Genomic DNA, 21,451 nt, shown 5'->3' with positions numbered 1-21,451 from the left:
ACGTGGCCCGGGACGAGGCCCGGGCGAATCGGCACAGGGGGGGCAGCACGGTGGGCGGACGGCGAAAGGCCGGCGCGGCGACCCGGAAGGGTCGCCGCGCCGGCCTCGGAAGGACCGCGATCCGGCGCGTGAGGTCAGCCGTGGTTGACGCAGGTGTTGCCGAAGGCCGGGTTCAGGGCACCGATGACGCTCACGGTGTTACCGCAGACGTTGATCGGGACGTGGACCGGGACCTGGACCAGGTTGCCGGACAGCACGCCCGGGGAGTGCACGGCGGCACCCTCGGCTCCGGCGCTGGCGGCGGCGACACCGGCGGAACCGGCGACAGCGGCAGCCGCACCGACGGACAGAGCAACGGCCTTCGCGATACGGGACATGGAGAACGACTCCTCGATCGATTTTCAACTCGGACGGCGCGGACGGTATTGCCCGGCTGCATCAACAACGCCGCTGGATTTCATCGGTTGCTCTCCCGAACGGGTGACGTTCAACCGATCTTTGGGCCATAGGAGCGTCATTCGAGTGACTGGGCCCAGAAAGGCGCAACACGCTCAACGAGGAACGTGCCGGTTGGATACGGAAGTTAGCGTTTGTGAGCATCTAATGCTTACTATCGCCCGTCGCGGGGGTTATAACGTTCCCGAACGTTGCTTCCGGTCCCGTCGCGCGTTCATCCATTTCGCGCGACCGACTTCTCTCCCCCCTCCCCCGGTCACCACGGGTCTTCCCTTCTCTCTCTCATCAAAGCGGAGAACCTGTATGCGGAATTCAGCGGTTCATGCCGTACGTCGGGGTCTGGTGTGTGCCTTCTCGTGCGCGGCGCTCTCCGCCGCGCTCCCGGCCGCCTCGGCCGCCGCGCCCCCGGTGGCGCCCCGGCCCGAGGAGTCCGCCCGACTCCCGTTCACGGCGAGGTACGAGGCGGTGCAGCACGGTGGGGTCGTGCGGGCCGCCAACACCTCGGCCACCGGCGCGGCCGGCACCGAGTCGGCCAACGACGGCGCCACCATCGCGTACGTCGACGTCGACGCCGATCCGAACACCTACAACTCCAGCCGTGCCGAACTCCGCGTGCCCGACGGCGCCCGGGTCAGCTGGGCCCGCCTGTACTGGGGCGGGAACCTGCGGGTGGGTGAGCAGAAGCCGCCCAAGGACAACGGGCGGGTGCTGATCGCCGAGCCCGGCGGCCAGTACAAGGCGGTGCTCGCCGACACCACGATCGGCCACCGCACCGCCGACGGCGCCGACGCCTTCCAGGCCTCCGCCGATGTCACCGACCTTGTCCGCTCGTCCCGTTCGGGCCTGTGGACGGTCGCCCAGGTGAACGTCGCCATGGGCCGCTCCGCCGTGGGCGGCTGGGGCGGCTGGACGCTGGTCGCCGCGTACGAGAAGGCCGACGAGCCGCTGCGCCGGCTCGCCGTGTGGGACGGGTTCGAGGCGCTCGGGCCGGGGAAACCGGAGCTCGCGGTCCCGCTCGCCCTGGGCGCGCACCGCGTGCCGAGCGGCGCGGACGGACACCTCGGAATCGTCGGTTACGACGGCGACCGGGGGACGTCCGGCGATTACCTGGCGGTGGAGACCGGCCGGGCGAAGAGCGTCACGCGCAGCGTGATCTCCGATTCCGCGAATTCCGCGGACGACGTGATGAACTCCAGCATCACGGAATCGGGAGCCAGTCGTATGGAACGACTGCCCGCTCATCAGAACACCCTGGGGTACGACTCGGACGTCTTCGATCTGCGGGGGGCGCTGCGCCATGGGGCCGATCGTTTCCACATCCGCCTCGGGAGCCGGAAGGACGCCGTCTGGCTCGGCGCGCTCTTCCTCCAGGCGGACCTCGAACAGCCGGCCCGCGGACAGGCGGGCCCCGGAAAGCCCGGAGTCGCGAAGCCCGGTCTCGGAAAGCCCGGACTCGCACAGCCCGGACTCGCACAGCCCGGTCTCGGAAAGCCCGGCGCCGGACTGCTGCCCCTCGTCGCGCCCGGCCGAGGAGCCGAGCCCGACGCGGACTGACCCCGGGCCGGACGTGCTGCACGCCGTCCAGCCCGGTGACGGCGGGGTCGCCCGGGTCGTGACCGACCTGGTCCGCGGCCAGCTGGCGGCGGGCCTCCGGGTCGCCGTGGCCTGTCCGCCCGGCACCGAACTCGCCGCCGCGGTACGGGCGGAGGGCGCCGAGGCGTACGACTGGCGGGTCGGCCGCGAGCCCGGCCCCGCGCTGCTGAGGGAGACCCGGGAGCTCGGCCGGCTGCTGCGGGCCGTGCGGCCGGCGCTCGTCCACGCCCACAGCGCCAAGGCCGGGCTCTGCGCCCGGCTCGCGCTGCGCGGCCGGGTGCCGACCGTGTACCAGCCGCACGCCTGGTCCTTCGAGGCCGTCGGCGGGACGACCGCCGCCCTCGCCCGGATGTGGGAGCGCGCGGCGGCCCACTGGACCGACCGGATCGTGTGCGTCAGCGCGGCCGAGCGCCGTACCGGCGAGAACGCCGGGGTGCGCGCCGCCTGGTCGGTGATCCACAACGGGGTGGACGCCGCCCGTTTCGCGCCGCCCGCGGATGCCCCGGCGAGCCCGGGCCCGGAGTGCGAACTCCCGGGTGCCGGGCCGCTCGTGGTGTGCGTGGGCCGGCTGTGCCGGCAGAAGGGGCAGGACGTCCTGCTCGACGCGTGGCCCACGGTGCTCGCCGCCGTGCCGGAGGCCCGTCTCGTCCTGGTCGGCGACGGCCCGGACGCGGCGGCGCTGCGGGCTGCCGCCGACCCGTACTTCTCGGTGCACTTCACCGGCGCGGTGGCCGACCCCGCGCCCTGGTACCGGGCCGCCGACCTGGTCGTCCTGCCGTCCCGCTGGGAGGGCATGGCGCTCGCGCCCCTGGAGGCGATGGCGAGCGGGCGGCCCGTGGTGGTCGGCGACGTGGACGGGGCGCGGGAGAGTCTGCCGCCCGGCCACGAGGAGCACTGCCTGGTCCCCTCAGGGGACCCCGCCGCGCTCGCCGCCGCGCTCGGCCGCCTTCTGGGCCGTACCGAGTTGCGGCACTCGCTGGGCCGGGAGGCCCGCGAGCACGTACTCAGCAGATTCGATGTGCGGCGCACCGGCGCGGCCGTCGCGGAGCTCTACCGCGAACTGGCCGGAGTGCGGTGCACGGAGCACAGAGAGCCGATCGCACAGTGACAACCGAAAGCACCAGCGTCAACCCTTCGCCGGGCCCGTGGCCCGTGGCGGGCCAGTTCTCCGGCCGCGCCTCGCTCGCCTCCGCCTCCGCCTCGCCACGGACGGCGTCCGACCGGCTCGCGCTGCCGGTGCGCCGGCCCCTGCGGGAGCGGTACGCGGCCGTGCCGCTGGTCGCGGCCGACGTGCTGGCCGTGCTGCTCGCGGTCGGTGTGCTGTCCGCGGCGCACCGCCGCTGGGAGCTGGCGCTGCCGGTCGTCCTCCTGGTCGTGGCGCTCGACGCGCGGGCCGGGCTGCACCGGCCGGCCGCGCTGCCCGCCGGGGTGCTCGACGAGGTGCCGGCGCTCGCCGCCCGCGCCGGGATCGCCTGGTGCGTGACGGCGGCCGCGGTCGCCGCGTACGCCCCGGCGCTCGTGATCGGACCGCTGCGGCTCTGCGCCGCGTACGCCGTGCAGGTGACGGCGGTGTTCGTGGTGCGCGGTCTGGTGCTCGCCCGGCGGCGCCGGACGGCCCGTACGCATCCGCGGTCCGCGCTCGTGGTGGGCGCGGCGGGCCCGGCCCGGCGGTTCGCCGCCGCGCTGGCCCAGCACCCGGAGTACGGAGTGCGGCCGGTCGGGATCGTCGCGCCGCGCGCGGACGGCGAGCCGGGCCTGCCGGTCCTGACGACCGCCGAGGAGGTCCACCGGGCGGTCATCCAGAACACGGTGCGCGACGCGGTGCTGCTCTCCTCGGACGCGGGTTCGGACGCGGGTTCGGGCGAGGGTTCGGAGGACGGTCTGGTGGCGCTGTTCCAGCAGCACGGCTGCGCCACCTGGCGGGTCGGCGGGGAGCAGGCGGGCGGTCCGATGGGCGACCATCTGTGGGGCTTCGGCTGCCGGCGTCTGGTGCCGCTCGGCGAGCGGCGCGGGCTGACCGCGAAGCGCGCCCTGGACGTGGCGCTCGCCGGTCCGGCGCTCGCGCTCGCGCTGCCGGTGCTGATGGCGTGCGCGCTCGCGGTGCGGATCGCGGACGGACCCGGGGTGCTGTTCCGGCAGGAGCGGGTGGGTCAGAACGGGCGCCTGTTCACGCTGTTGAAGTTCCGTACGCTCAAGCCGGCCGACGAGACGGAGTCGGCGACCCAGTGGAGCATCGCGAACGACCGGCGGATGAGCCCGGCCGGGCACTTCCTGCGGAAGACCTCGCTGGACGAGCTGCCGCAGCTGTGGAACGTGCTGCGCGGGGACATGAGCCTGGTCGGGCCGCGGCCCGAACGCCCGTACTTCGTCGCACAGTTCAGCCGGATCCACGCGGGTTACGCGGCCCGGCACCGGATGCCGGTGGGGCTGACCGGCCTGGCCCAGGTGCACGGGCTGCGCGGTGACACCTCGATCGAGGACCGCTGCCGCTTCGACAACCACTACATCGACCACTGGTCGCTCTGGCAGGACGTCTGCATCCTGCTGCGTACGGCGGCCGGCCTCGTGCGACCGACGGGAAGCTGACGATGACCACGGCCGTGACGGCGACTGCGCCCGTGCCGGTACCGGTGCCGGACACCGGGCTCGCGGCCCGCTCCGAGGTCCGGGAGTGGGCGCGCCGGGCCGGGGCGCTGTCCCCGGTGCTCGCGGTGATCGCCCTGCTGCTGGTGCCGGGTGGCGGCGGCGCGCAGGGCGGGACGGGCGGCTCGGGCACGGTGGCCGACGCCGCGTCGGGGCTGCTCGTGCTGATCTGTCTGCTGCGGGTGGTGCGCGGCGGGGCCCGGCCGCTGACCCGGGCGGCGGCGGTCGTGCTCGGTCTGCCGGTGCTCGGTGTGTGCCTGGCCGCGATCACCTCGAACGACCCGGGCGCCAGCCTGCCGGGCGTGGCCCGCTATCTGCAGATCTTCGTCCTTGTGCCGGGCGCGGTGCTCGTGATGATCCGCGACCGGCGGGACTTCGCCGTGGTGGCGTGGGGCCTGGTCGGGCTCGCCCTGCTCGAGGGCGGGGTGGGCGTGCTCCAGTTCGCGACCGGCACCGGCGCCTCGTACCAGGGCGCGGACATCCGGGCGGTCGGCACCTTCGGCGCCACCGACGTCATGGGCATGGCGACGGTCGTCGCGTACGGGCTCGTCATCGCGGCGGGCCTGGCGCTCGGGGGCCGGGCGGGCAGCCGGGGGCGGACGGCGGCGCTGGTCTGTGCGGGGCTGCTGTTCGTGCCGCTGGTGCTGTCGTTCAGCCGGGGCGCGTGGATCGCGACCGTGCTCGCCGTGGGGCTCCAGCTGCTGCTCTCCGGTCCGCGCCGGGCCGCCCGGGTCGCGCTCGCCGGCGCGGCGCTCGGGGTGGTCCTGGTGGGCGGGTTCGGCATCGGCTCCGACATGGTGAAGGAGCGGGTCACCAGCATCACCCAGGTGACCGCCGCGCCCGACCAGTCGGTCACCGACCGGTACACGATGTGGGCGGCGGCCGGCCGCATGTGGCGCTCCGAGCCGCTGACCGGCGTCGGGCTCAAGGGCTTCCCGGCCTACCGCGACTCCAACGCCTCGCTCGCCCTGTCCTCCGGCAGCGACACGGCGGGCGCGGGCGCCGCCTTCGCCCGCCAGCCGCTGCTGTCCCCGCACAACATGTACCTCCTGGTCCTCAGCGAGCAGGGCCTGATCGGCCTGCTCGCCCTCGCCGGCAGCTGGGCGGCGCTCCTGGTCGCGGCGCTGCGCCGGCGCCGGCGTGGCGCCGACTGCGCGCTGGTGGCGGTCGGACTCCTTTCGTGGCAGCTCATCGACTTCTTCTACGCGGACATCGGCGGCCCCTCGACGGTCCTGATGTCCGTCGTGCTCGGCCTGGCGGCCTGGTGGTCGCTGGCGGAGGTGCGCGATGCCTGACTCCCGGTCCGCCTCCCGGCCCCCGGCCGACACCCCCGCCCACGGCCTCGACCTGGGCGGGGCCGGGGCGTGGGCGGCCGGAGTGCCGGGCGGCGAGAGGGCGGGCGCGGCGAGCGGCGCGCACGCCCCGGGCGACGGTGTGCCCGGCCGCGCCGGGGGACCCGGCGGGCGGGCCGCCTCAGGCTCCGTGGGCGACTGGCACGGGGTCGGTTCGCTCTCGGCGCCGGGCAGCGAGAGGGCGGGCGGGACGACCGGCGAGCACGCCGCGGGCGCCGGTGTACCCGGCCGCGCCGGGGGACCCGGCGGGCGAGCCGTCTCCGGCGCCGTGAGCGACCGGACCGGGGCCGGGACGGCCGACGGGCGGGCCGGCTCCGGTGTCGGGGGCGACGGGGCGTGGGCGTCGGAGACCACGCTGCAGCTCCGCCTTCCCTACGGCCGCGCCGACCGCACTCCCCCGCTCGGGCCCGGCGACCCCTGGTCGCTGCTCGCGCCCGAGGACCCGCTGTGCGACCTGCCGGCCGGCGGGCCGGGCGGGGACGGCGTGCGGGGCGGCGGCGGGCCGGGGCGCGCGGACACGGGTCCCGCCGATCCGTGGGCGGCCGGCAGCGGCCCCGATCTGCTGTGCGGGGTGGAGCCGCGCGGCGCAGCCGCAACCGCCGAGCCGGGCACCGAGCCGGGCATGGGCCCCGGGCGGCCGCCGCGCGACCCGTGGGACCTCGCGGGCGCGACCGACGGCCGGACCCCGGCGGGTGGCAGCCGGGTGGTGCGGCGCGGCCCCATGGTCATCACCAGCCGTTCGGTGCCGGGCGAGGCGGCCCGGCCACCGCTGCTCGGCGGCCGGCCCCTCGGCCACGGCGCCCGGCCCGCCGGTCCGCCGGAGGAGCCGTCCGTCCGGGCCCGGCACGCCCGGCGGCGTACCAAGTGGTCGCCGTCGGGCCGCTTCCTGCTGCGGGCGGCGGCCGTGACGGCGGTGCTGACCGCCGTCGGCGCGGTGCTCGGCCTGGTCCGGGACCAGATCCTCGCCGGGTACTTCGGCGCGGGCGCCGAGACCGACGCGTTCCTGGTGGCCTGGACGGTGCCGGAGTTCGCGTCGACGCTGCTCATCGAGGACGCGATGGCGCTGATCCTGGTGCCGGCGTTCTCCCGGGCCCTCGCCCGCCGCGCCGGCAGCCTGTTCGGCGACCCCGTCCGTACCCTCGTACGCGCCACGCTCCCCCGGCTCGTCCTCGGCGTCGCCGCCGCCTCCGCGCTCCTCGTCTTCCTCGCGCCGTGGCTCGTCTCCGCGCTCGCGCCCGGTCTTCCGGACCCGCAGCTCGCGGTGGACTGCACCCGGCTCACGGCGACCTGCGTGCTGTCGTTCGCGCTCGCCGGGTACTGCTCGGCGGCGCTGCGCGCGCACGGCTCGTTCCTGCCGCCGGCGGCGATCTACGTCGCGTACAACGTCGGCATCATCGGGACCACGCTCGTCCTGCGCGAACCGCTCGGCGTGCGCTCCGCCGCCGCCGGGGTCGCGGTCGGCGGCGTCCTGATGGTGCTCGTCCAGGCGCCGTCGCTGCTGCGGGAGCTGCGCTCCCGGCCCGTCCCGAAGACCGAGCCGAAGCCCCCCGCCCCGGGCGGCGGCGACAACCGACTCCTCGTCCTCGGGATGATCGCCCCGGTCGTCGTCTTCGCGCTGACCCGGCAGTCGCAGATCCTCATCGAGCGCTTCCTCGCCTCGCCGCTCCCGGCCGGCGCGATCTCGCATCTGAACTACGCGCAGAAGGTCGCGCAGATGCCGATGATCCTCTCCCTGATGCTGTGCACGGTCAGCTTCCCCGTGGTCGCCCGGGCGCTCGCCTCCGGCGACGCGGAGGCGGCCCGCCGCCGGGTCGAGCGGGACCTGCTGCTCGCCGCCGTCGTCGTGCTGATCGGCGCGTCGACGGTGATCGCCGCCGCGCCGCAGATCGTCGGACTCCTCTTCGAACGCGGCGCGTTCGACACCGGCGACACCGCCGCCACCGCCGCCGTGATGCGGGTGTACGCGCTCGGGCTGCTCGGCCAGACGATGGTCGGCGCCCTGGTCCGCTGCTACTTCTCCGCGGTCCGCCCGCTCTGGTACCCGGCCGCCGCGATGGGCGCCGGGCTCGCCGCGACCGCCGTGACCGGCGCGGGCGCCGCGCACCTGTGGGGCGCCGCGGGCATCGCCGGCGCCAACGCCTTCGGCATCACCCTGACCGCCGTGATGCTGCTGCTCGGCGCGCACCGGCAGTCCGTGCCGGTCGACGTGCGCCGGCTCGGCGAGGGGCTGCTGCGGCTCGCCACGGCCGGCGCGTGGGCGACCGGCGCGGGCTGGCTGTGCTCGGTGGCGATCGACCCGCCGCTGCTGTCGCTCACCGTCGCCGCGCTCGTCGTCGTCGGCGTCTTCCTGCTGTTCATCGCGTGCGCCGCCAAGGCGCCCGAGATCCCGCCCCTGCCCCGCTCCCGCTGTCGAACCCTCCGACCCCTCCGAAGGACCCCCCATGCCCGCCCCAGCTGTGCTGCGTCGTCTGCTGCCGAAGCCTCCCCTGTGGGTCGCGATGTACCACTCGATCGCGGACGCACCCGATGATCCGTACCGGGTGACCGTCTCCCCCGTGCGCTTCGCCCGCCAGCTGCACTGGCTCGGCGACCGGGGGCTGCGCGGGGTGTCCGTACGGGAGTTGCTCGCGGCGACCGCGGCGGGCCGCGAGCGCGGACTCGTCGGCCTGACCTTCGACGACGGCTACGCGGACTTCCTGGAGTCGGCGGTGCCGCTGCTGCGCCGGCACGGTTTCACGGCGACGGTGTACGTGCTGCCGGGGCGGCTCGGCGGCGACAACGCGTGGGACGCGCACGGGCCGCGCAAGCCGCTGCTCGACGAGGACGGCATCCGCAAGGCGGCCGCCGCCGGCATGGAGATCGGCTCGCACGGGCTGCACCACGTGTCGTTGACGGACGCCGACGACGCGACGCTCGCCGCCGAGACCCGGCACAGCCGGGAGCTGATCGAGGACATCACCGGCGGTCCGGTGGACGGCTTCTGCTACCCGTACGGGACGGTCGACGCCCGGGTCACGCGCGCGGTCCGCAAGGCGGGTTACGCGTACGGCTGCGCCATCGACCCGGGCCCGCTGTCCGGTACGTACGCGCTGCCGCGGGTGCACGTCGGCGAGGAGGACACCTCGTGGCGGCTCACCGCGAAGCGCGTCCTGCACCCGCTGCGGCGGCGCCGCCCCGCCGATCTGATCCCCGCGCAGAGCGGCCCGGCCCGGTCGGTCCTGTCATGAGCCCGGACCTGAAGGGCCCTGCCCCGAAGGGCCCTGACCTGAAGGTGCTGCACGTCATCACCGGCCTCGGCATCGGCGGCGCCGAGCAGCAGCTGCGGCTGCTGCTGCGCCATCTGCCGGTGCGGAGCCGGGTGGTGACCCTGACCAATCCGGGCGCGGTCGCCGACGGCATCGAGGCGGACGGCACCCCGGTCACCCACCTCGGCATGACCGGCAACCGCGACGTCGGCGCGCTCCCCCGGCTCACCCGGCTGATCCGCCAGGGCGGCTACGACCTGGTGCACACCCATCTCTACCGGGCCTGCGTGTACGGCCGGCCGGCGGCGCGGCTCGCCGGCGTGCGGTCCGTCATCGCGACCGAACACTCCCTCGGCGACGCCCAGATCGAGGGCCGGCGCCTGTCCGCCGGCACCCGCGCCCTGTATCTGGCGACGGAACGCCTCGGCACCTCCACGGTCGCCGTCTCCCCGAGCGTCGCCCGCCGCCTCGCCCGCTGGGGCGTCCCCCCGGCCCGTATCCACGTGGTCCCCAACGGCATCGAGACCACCCGCTTCGCCCACGACCCCACCGCCCGCGCCCGCACCCGCGCCGCTCTCGGCCTGCCCGCCGACGCCTTCGTGGTCGGCGGCGTAGGCCGCCTCACCCCCGGCAAGCACTTCGACCGTCTCCTCCGCGCGGTGGCCGCCCTCCCGGACGCCCACCTCCTCCTCGTCGGCGACGGCCCCGAACGCGCCAAGCTCCTGCGCCTCGCCGCGGAGTGCCGCGCGGCGGACCGGGTGCTGCTGACGGGCGCGGTGCCGGACCCGCCGGAGGGACCGGGTGAAAGGCCCGATCTGCCGTCGTTGCTCGCCGCGATGGACGTGTTCGTGTCCGCGTCGCCCGACGAGACCTTCGGGCTCGCCGTCGTCGAGGCGCTCGCGGCCGGGCTGCCCGCGCTGTATGTGGCGTGTCCGGCGATCGAGGACCTGCCGCCGGAGGCGGCGCCCGGAGCGCGGCGGGTCGGCGGGGCGGTGCCCGAGCTGGCCGCCGCGCTGGACGAGGTGCTGCGGGAGCGGGGCGGGCGGTTGGTGCCGCCGGAGGCCCTCCGCCGTTACGACATCGCGCACAGCGCCGAGCAGTTGCTGTCCCTCTACCACCGGGCCGTCCGCGGCCCCCACCCCGTGAAGTGAGACCTGTGTCATGACCACCACCCCGCCACGTTCCTCCCTGCTCACCCCCGCCCGCTGGATGGTGCTGCCGGCCGCCGTGCTCGCCGGCGCGGTCCTCGGCGGCGGCTACGGCGCCCTGAAGACCCCCGAGTACGCGGCGACCAGCTACGTCATCGTCGTCCCCGGCGAGAAGTCCGACCCGTCCGCCGCGCTCGGCTTCGCCCAGGCGTACGGGCGGGTCGCCACGGACATCGCGGTGACCGGCGACGCCCAGGTGTGGGCGGGCGTCTCCGCGGACACGCTGCGGCAGAGCGTGCAGGCGTCGACCTCCCCGGACGCCCCGATGATCTCGATCACGGCCCGGTCGGCGAAGCCGGCGACGGCGGTGTCGATGGCCGACGGCGTGGCCCGCGCGCTCGTCACCAACAGCACGCACGTCGCCGCCAACACCGGCGTCAAGGTCGTCCAGTTCTCCCGCGCGACCAAGCCGCAGCAGCCGGTCTCGCCGTCGGCGCCGCTGTCCGCCCTGGTCGGCGGCTGCGCGGGCGGGCTGCTCGGCGGCCTCGCCCTGCTCGTACGTCCGAAGCGCACGGCCCGCGCCGAGGCCCGGCACTCCCGGCAGCCGGCCGCGGCCGCGGCCACGGGCAGCGCGGCGCAGGTGCCGGGTCCGGCGGGCGCCGCCGCGCAGCAGCCGGAACCGGAGGCGGTGTGAACGGCAGATCCTTCCTGACCGAGATCATCCGGGACTGCGCCGAGTTCGAGCGGCTCGGCCCCGAGTGGACGGCGCTGTACGGGCGGTGCGCCACGGCGACGCCGTTCCAGTCGTACGCGTGGCTGCACTCCTGGTGGGTGTCGTACGGGCGCCCCGGCGACCTGCGCGTCGTCCTGGTGCGGCGGGCCGACGGCACCCCGGTCGGCGCGGCGGCGCTGATGCGGGCGCCCGGCCCGCTGCCCGCGCTCGCCCCGCTCGGCGGCGCGATCACCGACTTCACCGACGTGCTCCTCGACGACTCCTGCCCGGAGGCGGCGCCCGCGCTCGCCGGCGCGCTGGCCCGGGCGGCCCGCGGCACGGTGATCGACCTGCGCGAGGTACGGCCCGGGGCCGCGGCCGAGCGGGTCTACGAGGCCTGGCGCGGCCCCCGCCGCCGGCTCGCCGACTCGCTCTGCCTGGAGCTGCCCGCCGTCCCCATGGAGGCCCTGCTCGAACGCATCCCCTCCGGGAAGGCCCAGCGGGTACGGGCCAAGCTGCGCAAGATGGACGCGCTCGGCATCGACGAGCGGATCGTGCCCGCGGCCGAGGTCCCCGGCGCCCTGGAGCGGCTGCTCCGGCTGCACCGGCTCCAGTGGCAGGGCCGGGGCGTGACCGCCGAGCACACCAGCGAGCGGTTCGCCCAGCACCTGGCGCGGGCGGTCCGCCCGATGGTCGAGCGCGGCGACGCCATGGTCACCGAGTTCCGGCTCGGCGGCGACGTGGTCTGCGCGGACCTGACCCTGATGTCGCCGCGCCTCGCGGGCGGTTACCTGTACGGGGCGGACCCCGAGCTGCGCGCCCGCAAGGTCGACGTGGCCGCGATGCTGCTGCGGCACGGGGCGCGCGAGACCAGCGCGAGCGGCCGGGCCACCCTGAGCATGCTGCGCGGCACCGAACCGTACAAGCACCACTGGCGGCCCGAGACCGTGCCCAACCAGCGCCTGATGCTGGCCGGGCCGGGCGCCGCGCCGCTGCTCTGGCTGCGCGCGGGCGCCGCGAACGGGCGGCGCTGGGCGGCCGGTCAGGTGCGCGAGCGGGAGTGGTTGGGGCGCGCGGTCGGACGGCTTCGCGGAACGCCGGACGGCGGCGGAGGATGAGCTCCTCCGCCGCCGCGCCGGGTGTCAGAACGGCCAGATCCCGTTCAGGGCTCCCTTCCAGTCGATCTTCAGCCCGTCCTGCCAGCCGCCGGCCGGCTTCGCCGGCGGCTTGGCGGGAACCGCGGGCACGGTGGGCACCGTGGGCCTGGCGGGCAGGGCTGGCACGGCGGGCGTGGCGGGCTCCTTCAGGGGGTCCTTCCAGGAGGTGTCCTTCGGGACGCAGACCGGCCCGCCGATCCAGCTCTCCACCCACGAACCGAGGTCCAGCTTCCAGCAGTCGGGCTTGGCGGGTTCGGGCTTGGGTTCCGGCTTCGGCTCGGGCTTGGGCTCGGGCTTCGGTTCCGGCTTCGGCTCGGGCTTCGGTTCCGGCTTGGGCTCCGGCTTCGGCTCGGGCTTGGGTTCCGGCTTGGGCTCGGGCTTCGGCTCGGGCTTGGGTTCCGGCTTCGGTTCCGGCTTGGGCTCGGGCTTGGGTTCCGGCTTCGGCTCAGGCTTGGGTTCCGGCTTCGGCTCCGGCTTCGGGACCGGCACCGTCGGGTCCACCGGGTCCGTGGGCTCAGTCGGCTCAGTCGGCTCCGTGGGCTCAGTCGGCTCCGTGGGCTGAGTCGGCTCCGTGGGCTCCACCGGGTCCGTGGGCTCAGGCGGCTCGGTCGGCTCCGTCGGCTCCGTGGGCTGAGTCGGCTCCGTCGGCTCCGTCGGCTGAGTCGGGACCTCCGGCTCCACCCCGTACAGCATCTGACGGAACACCAGCGACGACTGCGGATTGTCGTCGCACTGCCAGACGCCGTGCGGGCAGTAATCGGTGATCGTGTGGTACAGCGGCTGATGCCGTTTCATCCAGTCCAGCATCTGTCGCATGTACGCGGGGTTGTCTCCGTTCCGGAACAGGCCCCATTCCGGATAGGAGATCTGCTTTCCGTGCTCGGCCGCGAAATCGACCTGCGCCTGGAGCCCGTACGGCTCCTTGACGTGTTCGTCGAAACTGGAGCCCGGCGGCTGGTCGTAGGAGTCCATGCCGATGACGTCGACGACGTCGTCCCCGGGATAGCACTCGGTCCACGGAATCGCGTCACGGCCGCGGCTCGGGTTGAAGTCGAAGCGGAACTTCTGGCCCGGCACGGAACGCATCGCCCCGACGATCCGGTTCCAGTACCGCTTCCAGGCCGTCGGGTCCGGCGCGCACCGGCTGGTGTAGGTCGTGCCGTTCATCTCCCAGCCGAGCACGATCACGGTGTCCGTGGCCCGGAGGTCGACCAGGCGCCGGGCGAGGGTGCGGAAGTGCTCGTCGTAGTAGCCCGCGGCACCCAACTGGAGCTGGCGGCGGACCTCGTAGTCGGAGACGCCGGCCTCGTTGCGCTCCAGCATGGGGACGTTGAGGACGAACATCCGGTCGGCACGCTCGTTGCGCCAGGCCGCCCAGGAGTCGAGAAAGCCGGGCGGGCCCTCGATGTTCGACCAGAGGTCGCCGGGCAGGTAGGTGTGCCCGACCCGGAGTTCGTGCCCGCCGAGCCAGCGCTGCAGCTGGGCGATGCGGGCGACTCCGACAGGTCCCGATTCGAGGAACGCTCCCATGGCGCTGGAGAGAGTCGGTTGGGGGTCCCGGGTCGTTACGGATGCGGCGGAGTGAGCGTGAGCGGGGGACGACAGCACGACAGAACCTGACGCAAGGAGACCGGCGGTGAACACCCCCAGCCACACCCTCGAAGTTCTGCGGTTTCGGTTGACCATGGCAGCTTCTCCTTCGCTCGCACGCCGCGTGATGGACCGTCAGTCGGATCTTCCGAATGTATTCCTAATGCGCCGACCGAGAACTCCGCTCCGATCCGCTCAATAGTCCGTTAGAGGATTCCTCATCGCCCGATTGGGCCCCCGAGACGAAGGAATGCCGTGCCGAGTTTTGACACCCGTGTCCCCGCGGTCCTTGTGCGGCTCGACGCGAACCCCTTTCACCACGGCACGCTCGGCGCCGTGCGCTCCCTGGGGCGAGCGGGCATCGCGGTCCACGCGGTGGTCGAGTCGCCGGACAGTCCGGTCGTCCGCTCCCGCTACCTCCGGGGCGCGCACCGCCGCCCCGACGAGCCCTCCCCCGCCGAGCTCACCCGGCTGCTGCACCGCATCGCGGACGGGCTCCCTCCCGATGCCGATCGGACCGACGGCACGTCACCTCCCGCGCTGCTCGTGCCCCTCGACGACATCACCGCGCTGCTTCTCGCCGAGTGCCGGCCCGAGCTGGGGGGCCGTTTCCTGCTGCCCGACCAGTCGCCCGAGCAGCTCGCCCGGGTCGCCGACAAGGCCCAGCTCGCCGAGACCTGCCGGGCCCTGGGCCTCCCCCACCCCCGTACCGAACTCCCCACCGGCGCCGACGAGGCCGCCGCCATGGCCTGGTCGCTCGGACTTCCGGTGATCGCCAAGTGGAGCCGCCCCTGGCTGCTGCCGGCCGGCGGCGGCCTGCGCAGCACCACGATCCTCGGCTCGCTCGCCGAGGTCCGCGAGCTCTACGCGCGCACCCCGCAGGCCGGCAGCCGGCTGCTGCTGCAGGAGCTGCTGCCGGCCGGGCGGGACCTCGACTGGTTCTTCCACGGGTACGTGGACTCCGCCGGCGGCTGCGCGACCGGCGCCACCGGCCGCAAGGAGCGCTCCTGGCCGGACGGAGCCGGGCTCACGGCGGTCGGCCGGTGGACCGCGAACCCGGCGGTCGACACGGCGGCCCGGGAGCTGCTCGGCGCGCTCGGCTACCGGGGCGTGTGCGACCTCGACTTCCGGCTGGACCGGGGCACCGGCGCGTACCACCTGCTCGACTTCAATCCGCGGCCCGGCGCCCAGTTCCGGCTGTTCGCCGACCGGGACGGGCTCGACGTGGTGCGGGCCATGCATCTGGACCTCACCGGCCGGCCGGTGCCGGCGCACCTGCCCTCGTACGGGCGCCGGTTCGTCGTCGAGAACTACGCCGCTCTGTCGTACCTGGTCTCGCCGCGCCGCCGGTACGCGCCCGAGCCGGCGGGTCCGGTCGGCACGGGCGGTGGCCGCGAGGCGGCCTGGTTCGCCGCCGACGACCTCCGGCCGGCCCTCGCGATGCTGCGGGCCTGGCTCGCGCACGCCCTGCGCAAGGCGCTGCCGGCGCTGCGCCGGCTGCTCCGGGGCGGGCCGGGCATCCTGCGGCGGCCGGCCCGCGTACCGCCGCAGCCCTCGGCCCGTACCTCCTCCACCGGCCGGGTGACCCGGCGGTGACCCCCGACACCCCCCTCAGACCCGCGAGAACGACGCGACGACTTCGAAGGCGGAACGCACGATGTACGACCTGGTGATTGTGGGAGCGGGCCCCTACGGGCTCTCCGTCGCCGCCCACGCGGCGGCGCACGGCCTGGACCTGCGGATCTTCGGCCGCACGATGGAGTCCTGGCACGCCATGCCCTCGGGGATGTACCTGAAGTCCGAGCCGTGGGCCTCCCATCTCTCCGACCCGGAGGGGGTCTACGGGCTCGACGCCTACGCGGCCACCCGGGGCGTGCGCGCCGAGCACGGGGTGCCGCTGCCGGTCGGCTTCTTCGCCGCGTACGGCGACTGGTTCGCCCGGCAGGCCGTGCCCGCGCTCGACGAGCGCCTGGTCACCACGGTGGCGGCGGAGACGGGCGGCGGCGGGTACGCGGTGACCGCCGAGGACGGCGAGACGGTCCGGGCCCGGACGGTGGCGCTGGCGGTGGGCGTGCTGCCCTTCATGGAGATCCCCGGGCCGCTGCGCGGGCTGCCCCGGCGTTACGTCACCCACTCCAGCCACCACGGCGAGCTGGACGGCTTCGCCGGCAAGGACGTCACCGTGATCGGGGCCGGGCAGGCCGCCCTGGAGACCGCGGCGATCCTCGCCGAACAGGGCGCCGCGCACGTACGGGTCCTGGCCCGCTCCGACCGGCTGAACTGGAACACCGTGCCGCCGGCGCTCGACCGCGGGCCCTGGCGTTCGCTGCGCGCTCCGCACACCGGGCTCGGCTGCGGCTGGCAGAACAAGCTGTACGCGGACACCCCGGGGATCTTCCGGCGGCTGCCCGCCGCCACCCGCGAGCGGATCTTCGACTCGGCGCTCGGGCCGGCCGGCGCCTGGTGGCTGCGCGAGCGGTTCGCCGAGGTGAAGGACGTGCGGCTGGGGCGGTGGGTGAGCTGCGCGACGGTCACGGCGGACGACCGGCTGCGGCTCGACGTGACCGGCCCGGACGGGGCCGCGGAGGTCGTGGAGACCGACCATGTCATCGCGGCGACCGGCTTCGTGCCCAGCCTGGACCGGGCCGACGTGCTCGCGCCCGAACTGCGCGACGGGCTGCGCCGGGTGGGTGCCGGTGGGTCGGGCGCGGGCGGGGCGGGCGGGGCGCCGGAGGTGGGCGCGCTGTTCGAGTCGTCCCGGCCGGGCCTGTTCCTCGCCGGACTGCTCACGGCTCCCTCGTACGGGCCGTCGATGCGCTTCGTGTTCGGCGCGGACTACACGGCGGGGCGCCTGGTGAAGGGCGTACGGCAGCGGCTGCGGGCCGGTGCCGGGCGGGGCGACGGGGTCCTCGGGCGTCCCCGTACGGGCGAGGAGCGGGTGACCGCCCCGGCGTCCTGAGGCCTTGTCAGGTACGGCGAAGGCCGGCCCCGGGGAGTGTGGTGGACACTCCCCGGGGCCGGCCGGGACCCTCGGAGCCGTGACGTCAGCGGTTGACGCAGACGTTGCCGAAGGCCGGGTTGAACAGGCCGATGATGTTCACGCTGTTGCCGCAGACGTTGATCGGGATGTGGATCGGCGCCTGGATCACGTTGCCGGACAGGACGCCGGGCGAGCCGACGGCGAAGCCCTCGGCGTGCGAGTCGGCCATCGCGGGAGCGGCGGCACCCAGGGCCATGAGCAGACCGGCAACGGCGACCGCGGCCTTCTTGCACTTCATTTCGTCTGGATCCTTTCTGCGGCGGAAGAGAATTCACGGATTTCGCGATTACGGGAGCCCTGCGGACTCCCGCCTTCCACTGCACGGTTCTCAACGACCCTGCCACGAAAAGGGAACCGTCGGATGGTCCGACCGGCCCCCTTCACCCCATTGCCGCGCACCCGAATGGTCAACGCGGCCAAATAGGTGTTCTCATCAGCCGTTCCCACTCCCGGTCCGGCACTCCGGGCACCACCCGGCCTGCCTGTTCCCACTGGCGGGCCAGGGAGGAATAGAGCGGGAAGGGCTCCCGCTCGGGCGGCGGGTCGGGAACATAACGGCTCTTCGGAATGAAGGCCATGCGCTCCCATTTCCCTGGATCGGGGGCCATATTCGCTCCTTTCACCGGTGTTCCGGCATCATGACACAGCCGTCGCAGGCGGGTGATTCGAACTGCCGATGTCGCGTCGCGCACCTGTGTGCGAGTGTGCCCGAATTAACGTTCCGCCATGAATTCCCCCCACAGCCTCCGGCGCCCCGGCCCCGGCCCACGCCCGCGCCCGCACTCGCGCCGGAGACGTACGCTGCTTCTGTCCACCGCCCTGGTCGCGCTCGGCACCGGCGTCCTCGCCGCGGCGCCGTCGGAGCTGCCCTCGCCGAAGAAGGGCCTGAATCTGCTGGTGGTCGGCGTCGACGGCCGCAAGGCGGTGACCGCCGCCGAGAAGAAGAAGTACCGGCTCGGCAGCCGCGAGTGCGCCTGCACCGACGTGATCATGCTGGTGCACGTGTCGGCGAAGAACGACCGGGTGAGCGTGGTGAGCCTGCCGCGCGACTCGCTCACCGAGTTCCCCGACGGGCATGTCGACCGGCGGACCGGGGAGCAGCACGAGGCCCACCCGGCGAAGATCAACGCCGCCTGGGCGGAGGGCGGTTCGGCCTTCACGATCGAGACCGTCGAGGCGATGACCGGGGTTCCGGTCCACCGTTATCTGGAGATCGACTTCCGCCGCTTCATGGACACCGTGAACGTCTTCGACAAGGGCACCCCCATCTGTACGAAGAAGCGGCTCAAGGACCCGGTGACCGGGCTCGACCTGAAGGCCGGCTCGAAGTCGGTGCGGGGCGGCGAGGCGCTGCAGTACGTCCGCTCCCGCCGGGCGGACGGCAAGATGGACTTCGGGCGCATCCAGAAGCAGCAGCTGTTCATCGCCAACCTGCACCGCAGTCTGCGCGACGGGCTGATCAAGAGCCCGAAGGCGCTGAAGGCCTTCGCCTCCACGGTGCGCGGCAAGGGCAGGGCGGAACGCGGGATCTTGGTCACCGAGCTGGTCGCGCTCGCCGGCCGGCTGAAGAACCTCACCCCGGCCCGTACCGAGTTCGCGGTCGTCCCGGTCGCGGGCTTCAACGCGAACATCGAGGACGTCGGGTCGACCCTGGCCTGGGACGAGAAGCACGCGGACCAGGTGTTCGCGGCGATGCGCGCCGACAAGGCGCTGCCGAAGGCCCGGCCGGAGCCGACCAGTGAGATCCCGCGGGGCCTCGGCGACTACAAGCCGGTGAAGGGCGCCTCGCTGCTCTGCAAGTGACGCGGGCGCCCCTCCGCTGCCCTTCCGCTTGGCTAGCGGCCGAGCTTGCGGGCGAGCAGCTCGGGGTCGGTGGCCGGCGCGTCGCACACGAAATGCCGGCAGACATAGGCGGCGGCCCTGCCGTCGACCAGCGGCCGGTCCCTCAGGAGCGGGAACTCCTCGCCGTCGGGCAGCCCGGCGGCGAGGACCGCGCCGGGCGTGGCGGCGTGCAGGGCGGTACGGCGCAGGGCCCGGAAGCCCTCGTCGTCGGGGGCGCCGACCACGGCGATCTCCCGGGGCCCGTCGCGCAGCGCCTCGGCGACGGCGAGGCCCCAGCCGATGAACCGGGGCGCGCGCGGCCCGAGCGCCTTGACCACGCCGAGGGCCCGTTCGGCGGCGGTGCGGTGCGCCTCGGAGCCGGTGTGCGCGGCGTACGAGAGGAGCGCGCCGGCGGCCGCGGTCCACCCGGACGGGGTGGCGTTGTCGGTGGGGTCCTGGGGGCGGCGGATCAACTGCTCGGCGTCGTGCGCGGTGTCGTACAGTGCGCCGCCCTCGGCGGTGAAGCGGTCGAGGACGATGTCGAGGAGGAATCCGGCGAACTCCAGCCACACGCCCTCGCCGGTGACGGAGGCGAGCGCGAGGAAGCCCTCGGCGACGTCGGCGTAGTCCTCCAGGACTCCGGTGTTGCCGCCCGCGCGCCCGTCCTTGGAGGTACGGGTGAGGCGGGCGCCGTCGTCGAGGTGCACCCGGACGAGCAGGTCGGCGGCCTCGGTGGCGCGCTCGATCAGGTCGGGGCGGTCGAGCAGGGCGCCGGTCTCGGCGAGGGCCGCGACGGCCAGGCCGTTCCAGGCGGCGACGATCTTGTCGTCGCGGCCGGGTCGCGGGCGCTCCTCGCGGGCGGCGAGCAGCCGGGTGCGGATCGAGGCGATGCGGTCGGCGTCGGCGAAGGAGCCGTCCTGCGGGAGCTGGAGCACCGAGGCGCCCTCCTCGAAGGTGCCCTCCTCGGTGACGCCGAAGTAGCGGGCGGCGTGCCGGGCGTCCTCGGCGCCGAGGACCGCTTCGAGCTGGGCGGGCGTCCACGCGTAGTAGGCGCCCTCGACGTGCTTGCCGCTTCCGTCGTCGGAGTCGGCGTCGAGCGCGGAGGCGAAGCCGCCCTCGGGGGTGCGCAGTTCGCGGACCATGAAGTCGGCGGTCTCCAGGGCGACCCGGCGGGCCAGGTCGCTGCCGGTGACCCGCCACAGGTGCGCGTACACCCGGCAGAGCAGCGCGTTGTCGTACAGCATCTTCTCGAAGTGCGGCACGACCCACTGGCGGTCCACCGAGTAGCGGGCGAAGCCGCCGCCGAGCTGGTCGTAGATGCCGCCGCGGGCCATCGCCTCGCAGGTGTCGGCGGCCATCTGGAGGGCGCCCTCGGAGCCCGTACGGGCGTGGTGGCGGAGCAGGAACTCCAGGACCATCGACGGCGGGAACTTGGGCGCGCCCCCGAAGCCGCCGTCCTGGGCGTCGTACTCCCGGGTGAGACCGAGCAGGGCCTGCGCCAGCTCTTCGTCACCGGGCACGCCGTCCCCGCCGTAGGCGAGCGAGCGGGCCGACAGGTCCTCGACGATCTTCGCGGCGACCTGGGAGACCTCCTCACGCCGCTCGGTCCACGCCCGCGCGACCCCGTCGAGCACGTCGGAGAAGGACGGCATGCCGTGCCGGGGCTCGGGCGGGAAGTAGGTGCCGAAGTAGAAGGGCTCGGCGTCCGGGGTGAGGAACACGGTCATCGGCCAGCCACCCTGGCCGGTCGCGGCCTGCACGGCCTCCATGTAGACGGCGTCGACGTCGGGCCGCTCCTCGCGGTCCACCTTCACGGCGACGAAGTGCTCGTTGACCAGGCCGGCGGTGGCCTCGTCCTCGAAGGACTCGTGGGCCATGACGTGACACCAGTGGCACGAGCTGTAGCCGACGCTGAGCAGCACCGGGACGTCGCGGCGGCGGGCCTCCTCGAACGCCTCGGCCGACCAGGGCCACCAGTCGACCGGGTTGTCGGCGTGCTGGAGGAGATAGGGGGAGGTCTCTTGGGCCAGTCTGTTCGGCATGACCCCATCCTCGCGCACCCGGGGCGGCGGCGGGCGGGGAAACACCGCCCGTACGCCATGGGTGGGGCGGGTGCGGGCGGGGCAGGGATCATGGCGAAGCGGCCCCGCTCCTCGCACTGGCTCTGCGAGGAACGGGGCCGCTTCAGCGGGGCTCGGAAGATCAGCCGCCCATGTTGCCGTTCTGGGAGAGGACCTCGCCCAGGATGTGCGACAGAGCGTCGTCGCCCTTCTGCTGCACGGAGTTCTGGGTGCAGGTCTGGTTCGCGATGGGGTTGCCGAGGACGTCCTGGACGGCGATCGGGACACCGATGAGGGCGCCGATCGGCACCTGGGCCTCGACCTTCTGGACGTCGAAGCAGTGCAGGACGCCACCGTTGACGAGACCGAAGTTCGGGCTCATGTAGCCACCGGTGGAGTTGCTGCCGATGGACTGCTTCGACGTGTTGCCGATGATGTTGGCGCTACCGCCGTCGTTACCGGCCGCCATCGCCGTGGTCGCGGACATGCCGGCGACGGTGGCCGCGACAGCAGCGGTAGCAAGAACCTTCTTGATCACGAGTATTCCTTCTTGAGCTCGATGGCCCGGAGCTCGATGGCCCGGAACTGCTCCGTTGACCGAAGCGTCCTGATCAACTGCCCCGGGAAGGATTGG

The 21,451-nt window shown here is 74.3% G+C and carries 17 protein-coding genes; 12 read left to right on the top strand and 5 right to left on the bottom strand.

The genetic code is table 11. The annotated features are described in order from the left end of the window. Window positions 1-134 precede the first annotated feature (134 nt). Window positions 135-377 (bottom strand): chaplin, encoded by a 243-nt coding sequence (locus JAO84_RS23385; protein WP_370414611.1) that lies wholly within the window; start codon window positions 375-377, stop codon window positions 135-137. 421 nt (window positions 378-798) lie between these two features. Here JAO84_RS23385 and JAO84_RS23380 point away from each other — a divergent pair, with 421 nt between their 5' ends. Genes JAO84_RS23380 through JAO84_RS23340 form a run of 9 tightly spaced genes read left to right on the top strand, consistent with a single transcriptional unit; the run spans window position 799 to window position 12,267 of the window. Next, window positions 799-2,010, top strand: coding sequence for a DUF3344 domain-containing protein (locus tag JAO84_RS23380; RefSeq protein ID WP_370414610.1), 1,212 nt, complete (start codon window positions 799-801; stop codon window positions 2,008-2,010). 13 nt (window positions 2,011-2,023) lie between these two features. Beyond that, window positions 2,024-3,157: a glycosyltransferase gene (locus tag JAO84_RS23375; RefSeq protein WP_370414609.1), complete on the top strand. Its 1,134-nt coding sequence runs from the start codon at window positions 2,024-2,026 to the stop codon at window positions 3,155-3,157. After that, the gene (locus tag JAO84_RS23370; RefSeq protein ID WP_370414608.1) at window positions 3,154-4,635 is read left to right on the top strand and encodes an exopolysaccharide biosynthesis polyprenyl glycosylphosphotransferase; all 1,482 of its coding nucleotides are present in this window, start codon (window positions 3,154-3,156) and stop codon (window positions 4,633-4,635) included. The genes JAO84_RS23375 and JAO84_RS23370 overlap by 4 nt, the downstream gene beginning before the upstream one ends. 2 nt (window positions 4,636-4,637) lie before the next feature. After that, window positions 4,638-5,987, top strand: coding sequence for an O-antigen ligase family protein (locus JAO84_RS23365; RefSeq protein WP_370414607.1), 1,350 nt, complete (start codon window positions 4,638-4,640; stop codon window positions 5,985-5,987). Beyond that, on the top strand, window positions 5,980-8,574 hold the full coding sequence (locus tag JAO84_RS23360) for a lipid II flippase MurJ (RefSeq protein WP_370414606.1): 2,595 nt from the start codon (window positions 5,980-5,982) through the stop codon (window positions 8,572-8,574). The genes JAO84_RS23365 and JAO84_RS23360 overlap by 8 nt, the downstream gene beginning before the upstream one ends. After that, the gene (locus JAO84_RS23355; protein WP_370414605.1) at window positions 8,486-9,271 is read left to right on the top strand and encodes a polysaccharide deacetylase family protein; all 786 of its coding nucleotides are present in this window, start codon (window positions 8,486-8,488) and stop codon (window positions 9,269-9,271) included. The genes JAO84_RS23360 and JAO84_RS23355 overlap by 89 nt, the downstream gene beginning before the upstream one ends. A gap of 38 nt (window positions 9,272-9,309) precedes the next feature. Further along, complete coding sequence (locus JAO84_RS23350; protein WP_370416847.1) at window positions 9,310-10,440, top strand: glycosyltransferase; 1,131 nt, start codon at window positions 9,310-9,312, stop codon at window positions 10,438-10,440. Window positions 10,441-10,450: 10 nt separating this feature from the next. Then, the gene (locus JAO84_RS23345; protein WP_370414604.1) at window positions 10,451-11,131 is read left to right on the top strand and encodes a lipopolysaccharide biosynthesis protein; all 681 of its coding nucleotides are present in this window, start codon (window positions 10,451-10,453) and stop codon (window positions 11,129-11,131) included. Further along, window positions 11,128-12,267 (top strand): GNAT family N-acetyltransferase, encoded by a 1,140-nt coding sequence (locus JAO84_RS23340; protein ID WP_370414603.1) that lies wholly within the window; start codon window positions 11,128-11,130, stop codon window positions 12,265-12,267. The genes JAO84_RS23345 and JAO84_RS23340 overlap by 4 nt, the downstream gene beginning before the upstream one ends. A gap of 24 nt (window positions 12,268-12,291) precedes the next feature. Here the strand turns inward: JAO84_RS23340 and JAO84_RS23335 are convergent, their stop codons facing one another. Then, window positions 12,292-13,836, bottom strand: a complete 1,545-nt coding sequence (locus tag JAO84_RS23335) for a glycoside hydrolase family 26 protein (protein ID WP_370414602.1) — start codon at window positions 13,834-13,836, stop codon at window positions 12,292-12,294. Between the two features lie 315 nt (window positions 13,837-14,151). On the opposite strand from JAO84_RS23335, the gene JAO84_RS23330 reads away from it, so the two are divergent. Both JAO84_RS23330 and JAO84_RS23325 read left to right on the top strand, forming a co-directional pair. Beyond that, complete coding sequence (locus JAO84_RS23330) at window positions 14,152-15,492, top strand: ATP-grasp domain-containing protein (protein ID WP_370414601.1); 1,341 nt, start codon at window positions 14,152-14,154, stop codon at window positions 15,490-15,492. Between the two features lie 61 nt (window positions 15,493-15,553). After that, the gene (locus tag JAO84_RS23325) at window positions 15,554-16,855 is read left to right on the top strand and encodes an FAD-dependent oxidoreductase (protein WP_370414600.1); all 1,302 of its coding nucleotides are present in this window, start codon (window positions 15,554-15,556) and stop codon (window positions 16,853-16,855) included. Between the two features lie 85 nt (window positions 16,856-16,940). Here the strand turns inward: JAO84_RS23325 and JAO84_RS23320 are convergent, their stop codons facing one another. Next, window positions 16,941-17,174, bottom strand: a complete 234-nt coding sequence (locus JAO84_RS23320; RefSeq protein WP_370414599.1) for a chaplin — start codon at window positions 17,172-17,174, stop codon at window positions 16,941-16,943. Window positions 17,175-17,662: 488 nt separating this feature from the next. Here JAO84_RS23320 and JAO84_RS23315 point away from each other — a divergent pair, with 488 nt between their 5' ends. Next, a complete protein-coding gene (locus JAO84_RS23315) occupies window positions 17,663-18,739 on the top strand; it encodes an LCP family protein (protein ID WP_370414598.1) in 1,077 nt (358 codons plus the stop codon). Between the two features lie 32 nt (window positions 18,740-18,771). On the opposite strand, the gene JAO84_RS23310 is transcribed toward JAO84_RS23315, so the two are convergent. Then, window positions 18,772-20,799 carry a thioredoxin domain-containing protein gene (locus tag JAO84_RS23310; RefSeq protein ID WP_370414597.1) on the bottom strand — a complete coding sequence of 676 codons (2,028 nt, stop codon included), beginning with the start codon at window positions 20,797-20,799 and terminating at the stop codon, window positions 18,772-18,774. Window positions 20,800-20,959: 160 nt separating this feature from the next. Beyond that, on the bottom strand, window positions 20,960-21,355 hold the full coding sequence (locus tag JAO84_RS23305) for a rodlin (RefSeq protein WP_265868184.1): 396 nt from the start codon (window positions 21,353-21,355) through the stop codon (window positions 20,960-20,962). Window positions 21,356-21,451 lie beyond the last annotated feature (96 nt).

The sequence above is a fragment of the Streptomyces fradiae genome, assembly GCF_041270065.1.
Classification (GTDB): Bacteria; Actinomycetota; Actinomycetes; order Streptomycetales; family Streptomycetaceae; genus Streptomyces.
Note: the sequence above shows the minus strand (reverse complement) of the source record. Positions and strands in the feature narration are given on the sequence as shown.

Bases quoted from the DNA above. Each gene is read 5' to 3' on its own strand.
- JAO84_RS23385 (WP_370414611.1), bottom strand. From the start codon at position 377: ATGTCCCGTATCGCGAAGGCCGTTGCTCTGTCCGTCGGTGCGGCTGCC.
- JAO84_RS23365 (WP_370414607.1), top strand. From the start codon at position 4,638: ATGACCACGGCCGTGACGGCGACTGCGCCCGTGCCGGTACCGGTGCCG.
- JAO84_RS23360 (WP_370414606.1), top strand. From the start codon at position 5,980: ATGCCTGACTCCCGGTCCGCCTCCCGGCCCCCGGCCGACACCCCCGCC.
- JAO84_RS23355 (WP_370414605.1), top strand. From the start codon at position 8,486: ATGCCCGCCCCAGCTGTGCTGCGTCGTCTGCTGCCGAAGCCTCCCCTG.
- JAO84_RS23345 (WP_370414604.1), top strand. From the start codon at position 10,451: ATGACCACCACCCCGCCACGTTCCTCCCTGCTCACCCCCGCCCGCTGG.
- JAO84_RS23335 (WP_370414602.1), bottom strand. From the start codon at position 13,836: ATGGGAGCGTTCCTCGAATCGGGACCTGTCGGAGTCGCCCGCATCGCC.
- JAO84_RS23325 (WP_370414600.1), top strand. From the start codon at position 15,554: ATGTACGACCTGGTGATTGTGGGAGCGGGCCCCTACGGGCTCTCCGTC.
- JAO84_RS23320 (WP_370414599.1), bottom strand. From the start codon at position 17,174: ATGAAGTGCAAGAAGGCCGCGGTCGCCGTTGCCGGTCTGCTCATGGCC.
- JAO84_RS23315 (WP_370414598.1), top strand. From the start codon at position 17,663: ATGAATTCCCCCCACAGCCTCCGGCGCCCCGGCCCCGGCCCACGCCCG.
- JAO84_RS23310 (WP_370414597.1), bottom strand. From the start codon at position 20,799: ATGCCGAACAGACTGGCCCAAGAGACCTCCCCCTATCTCCTCCAGCAC.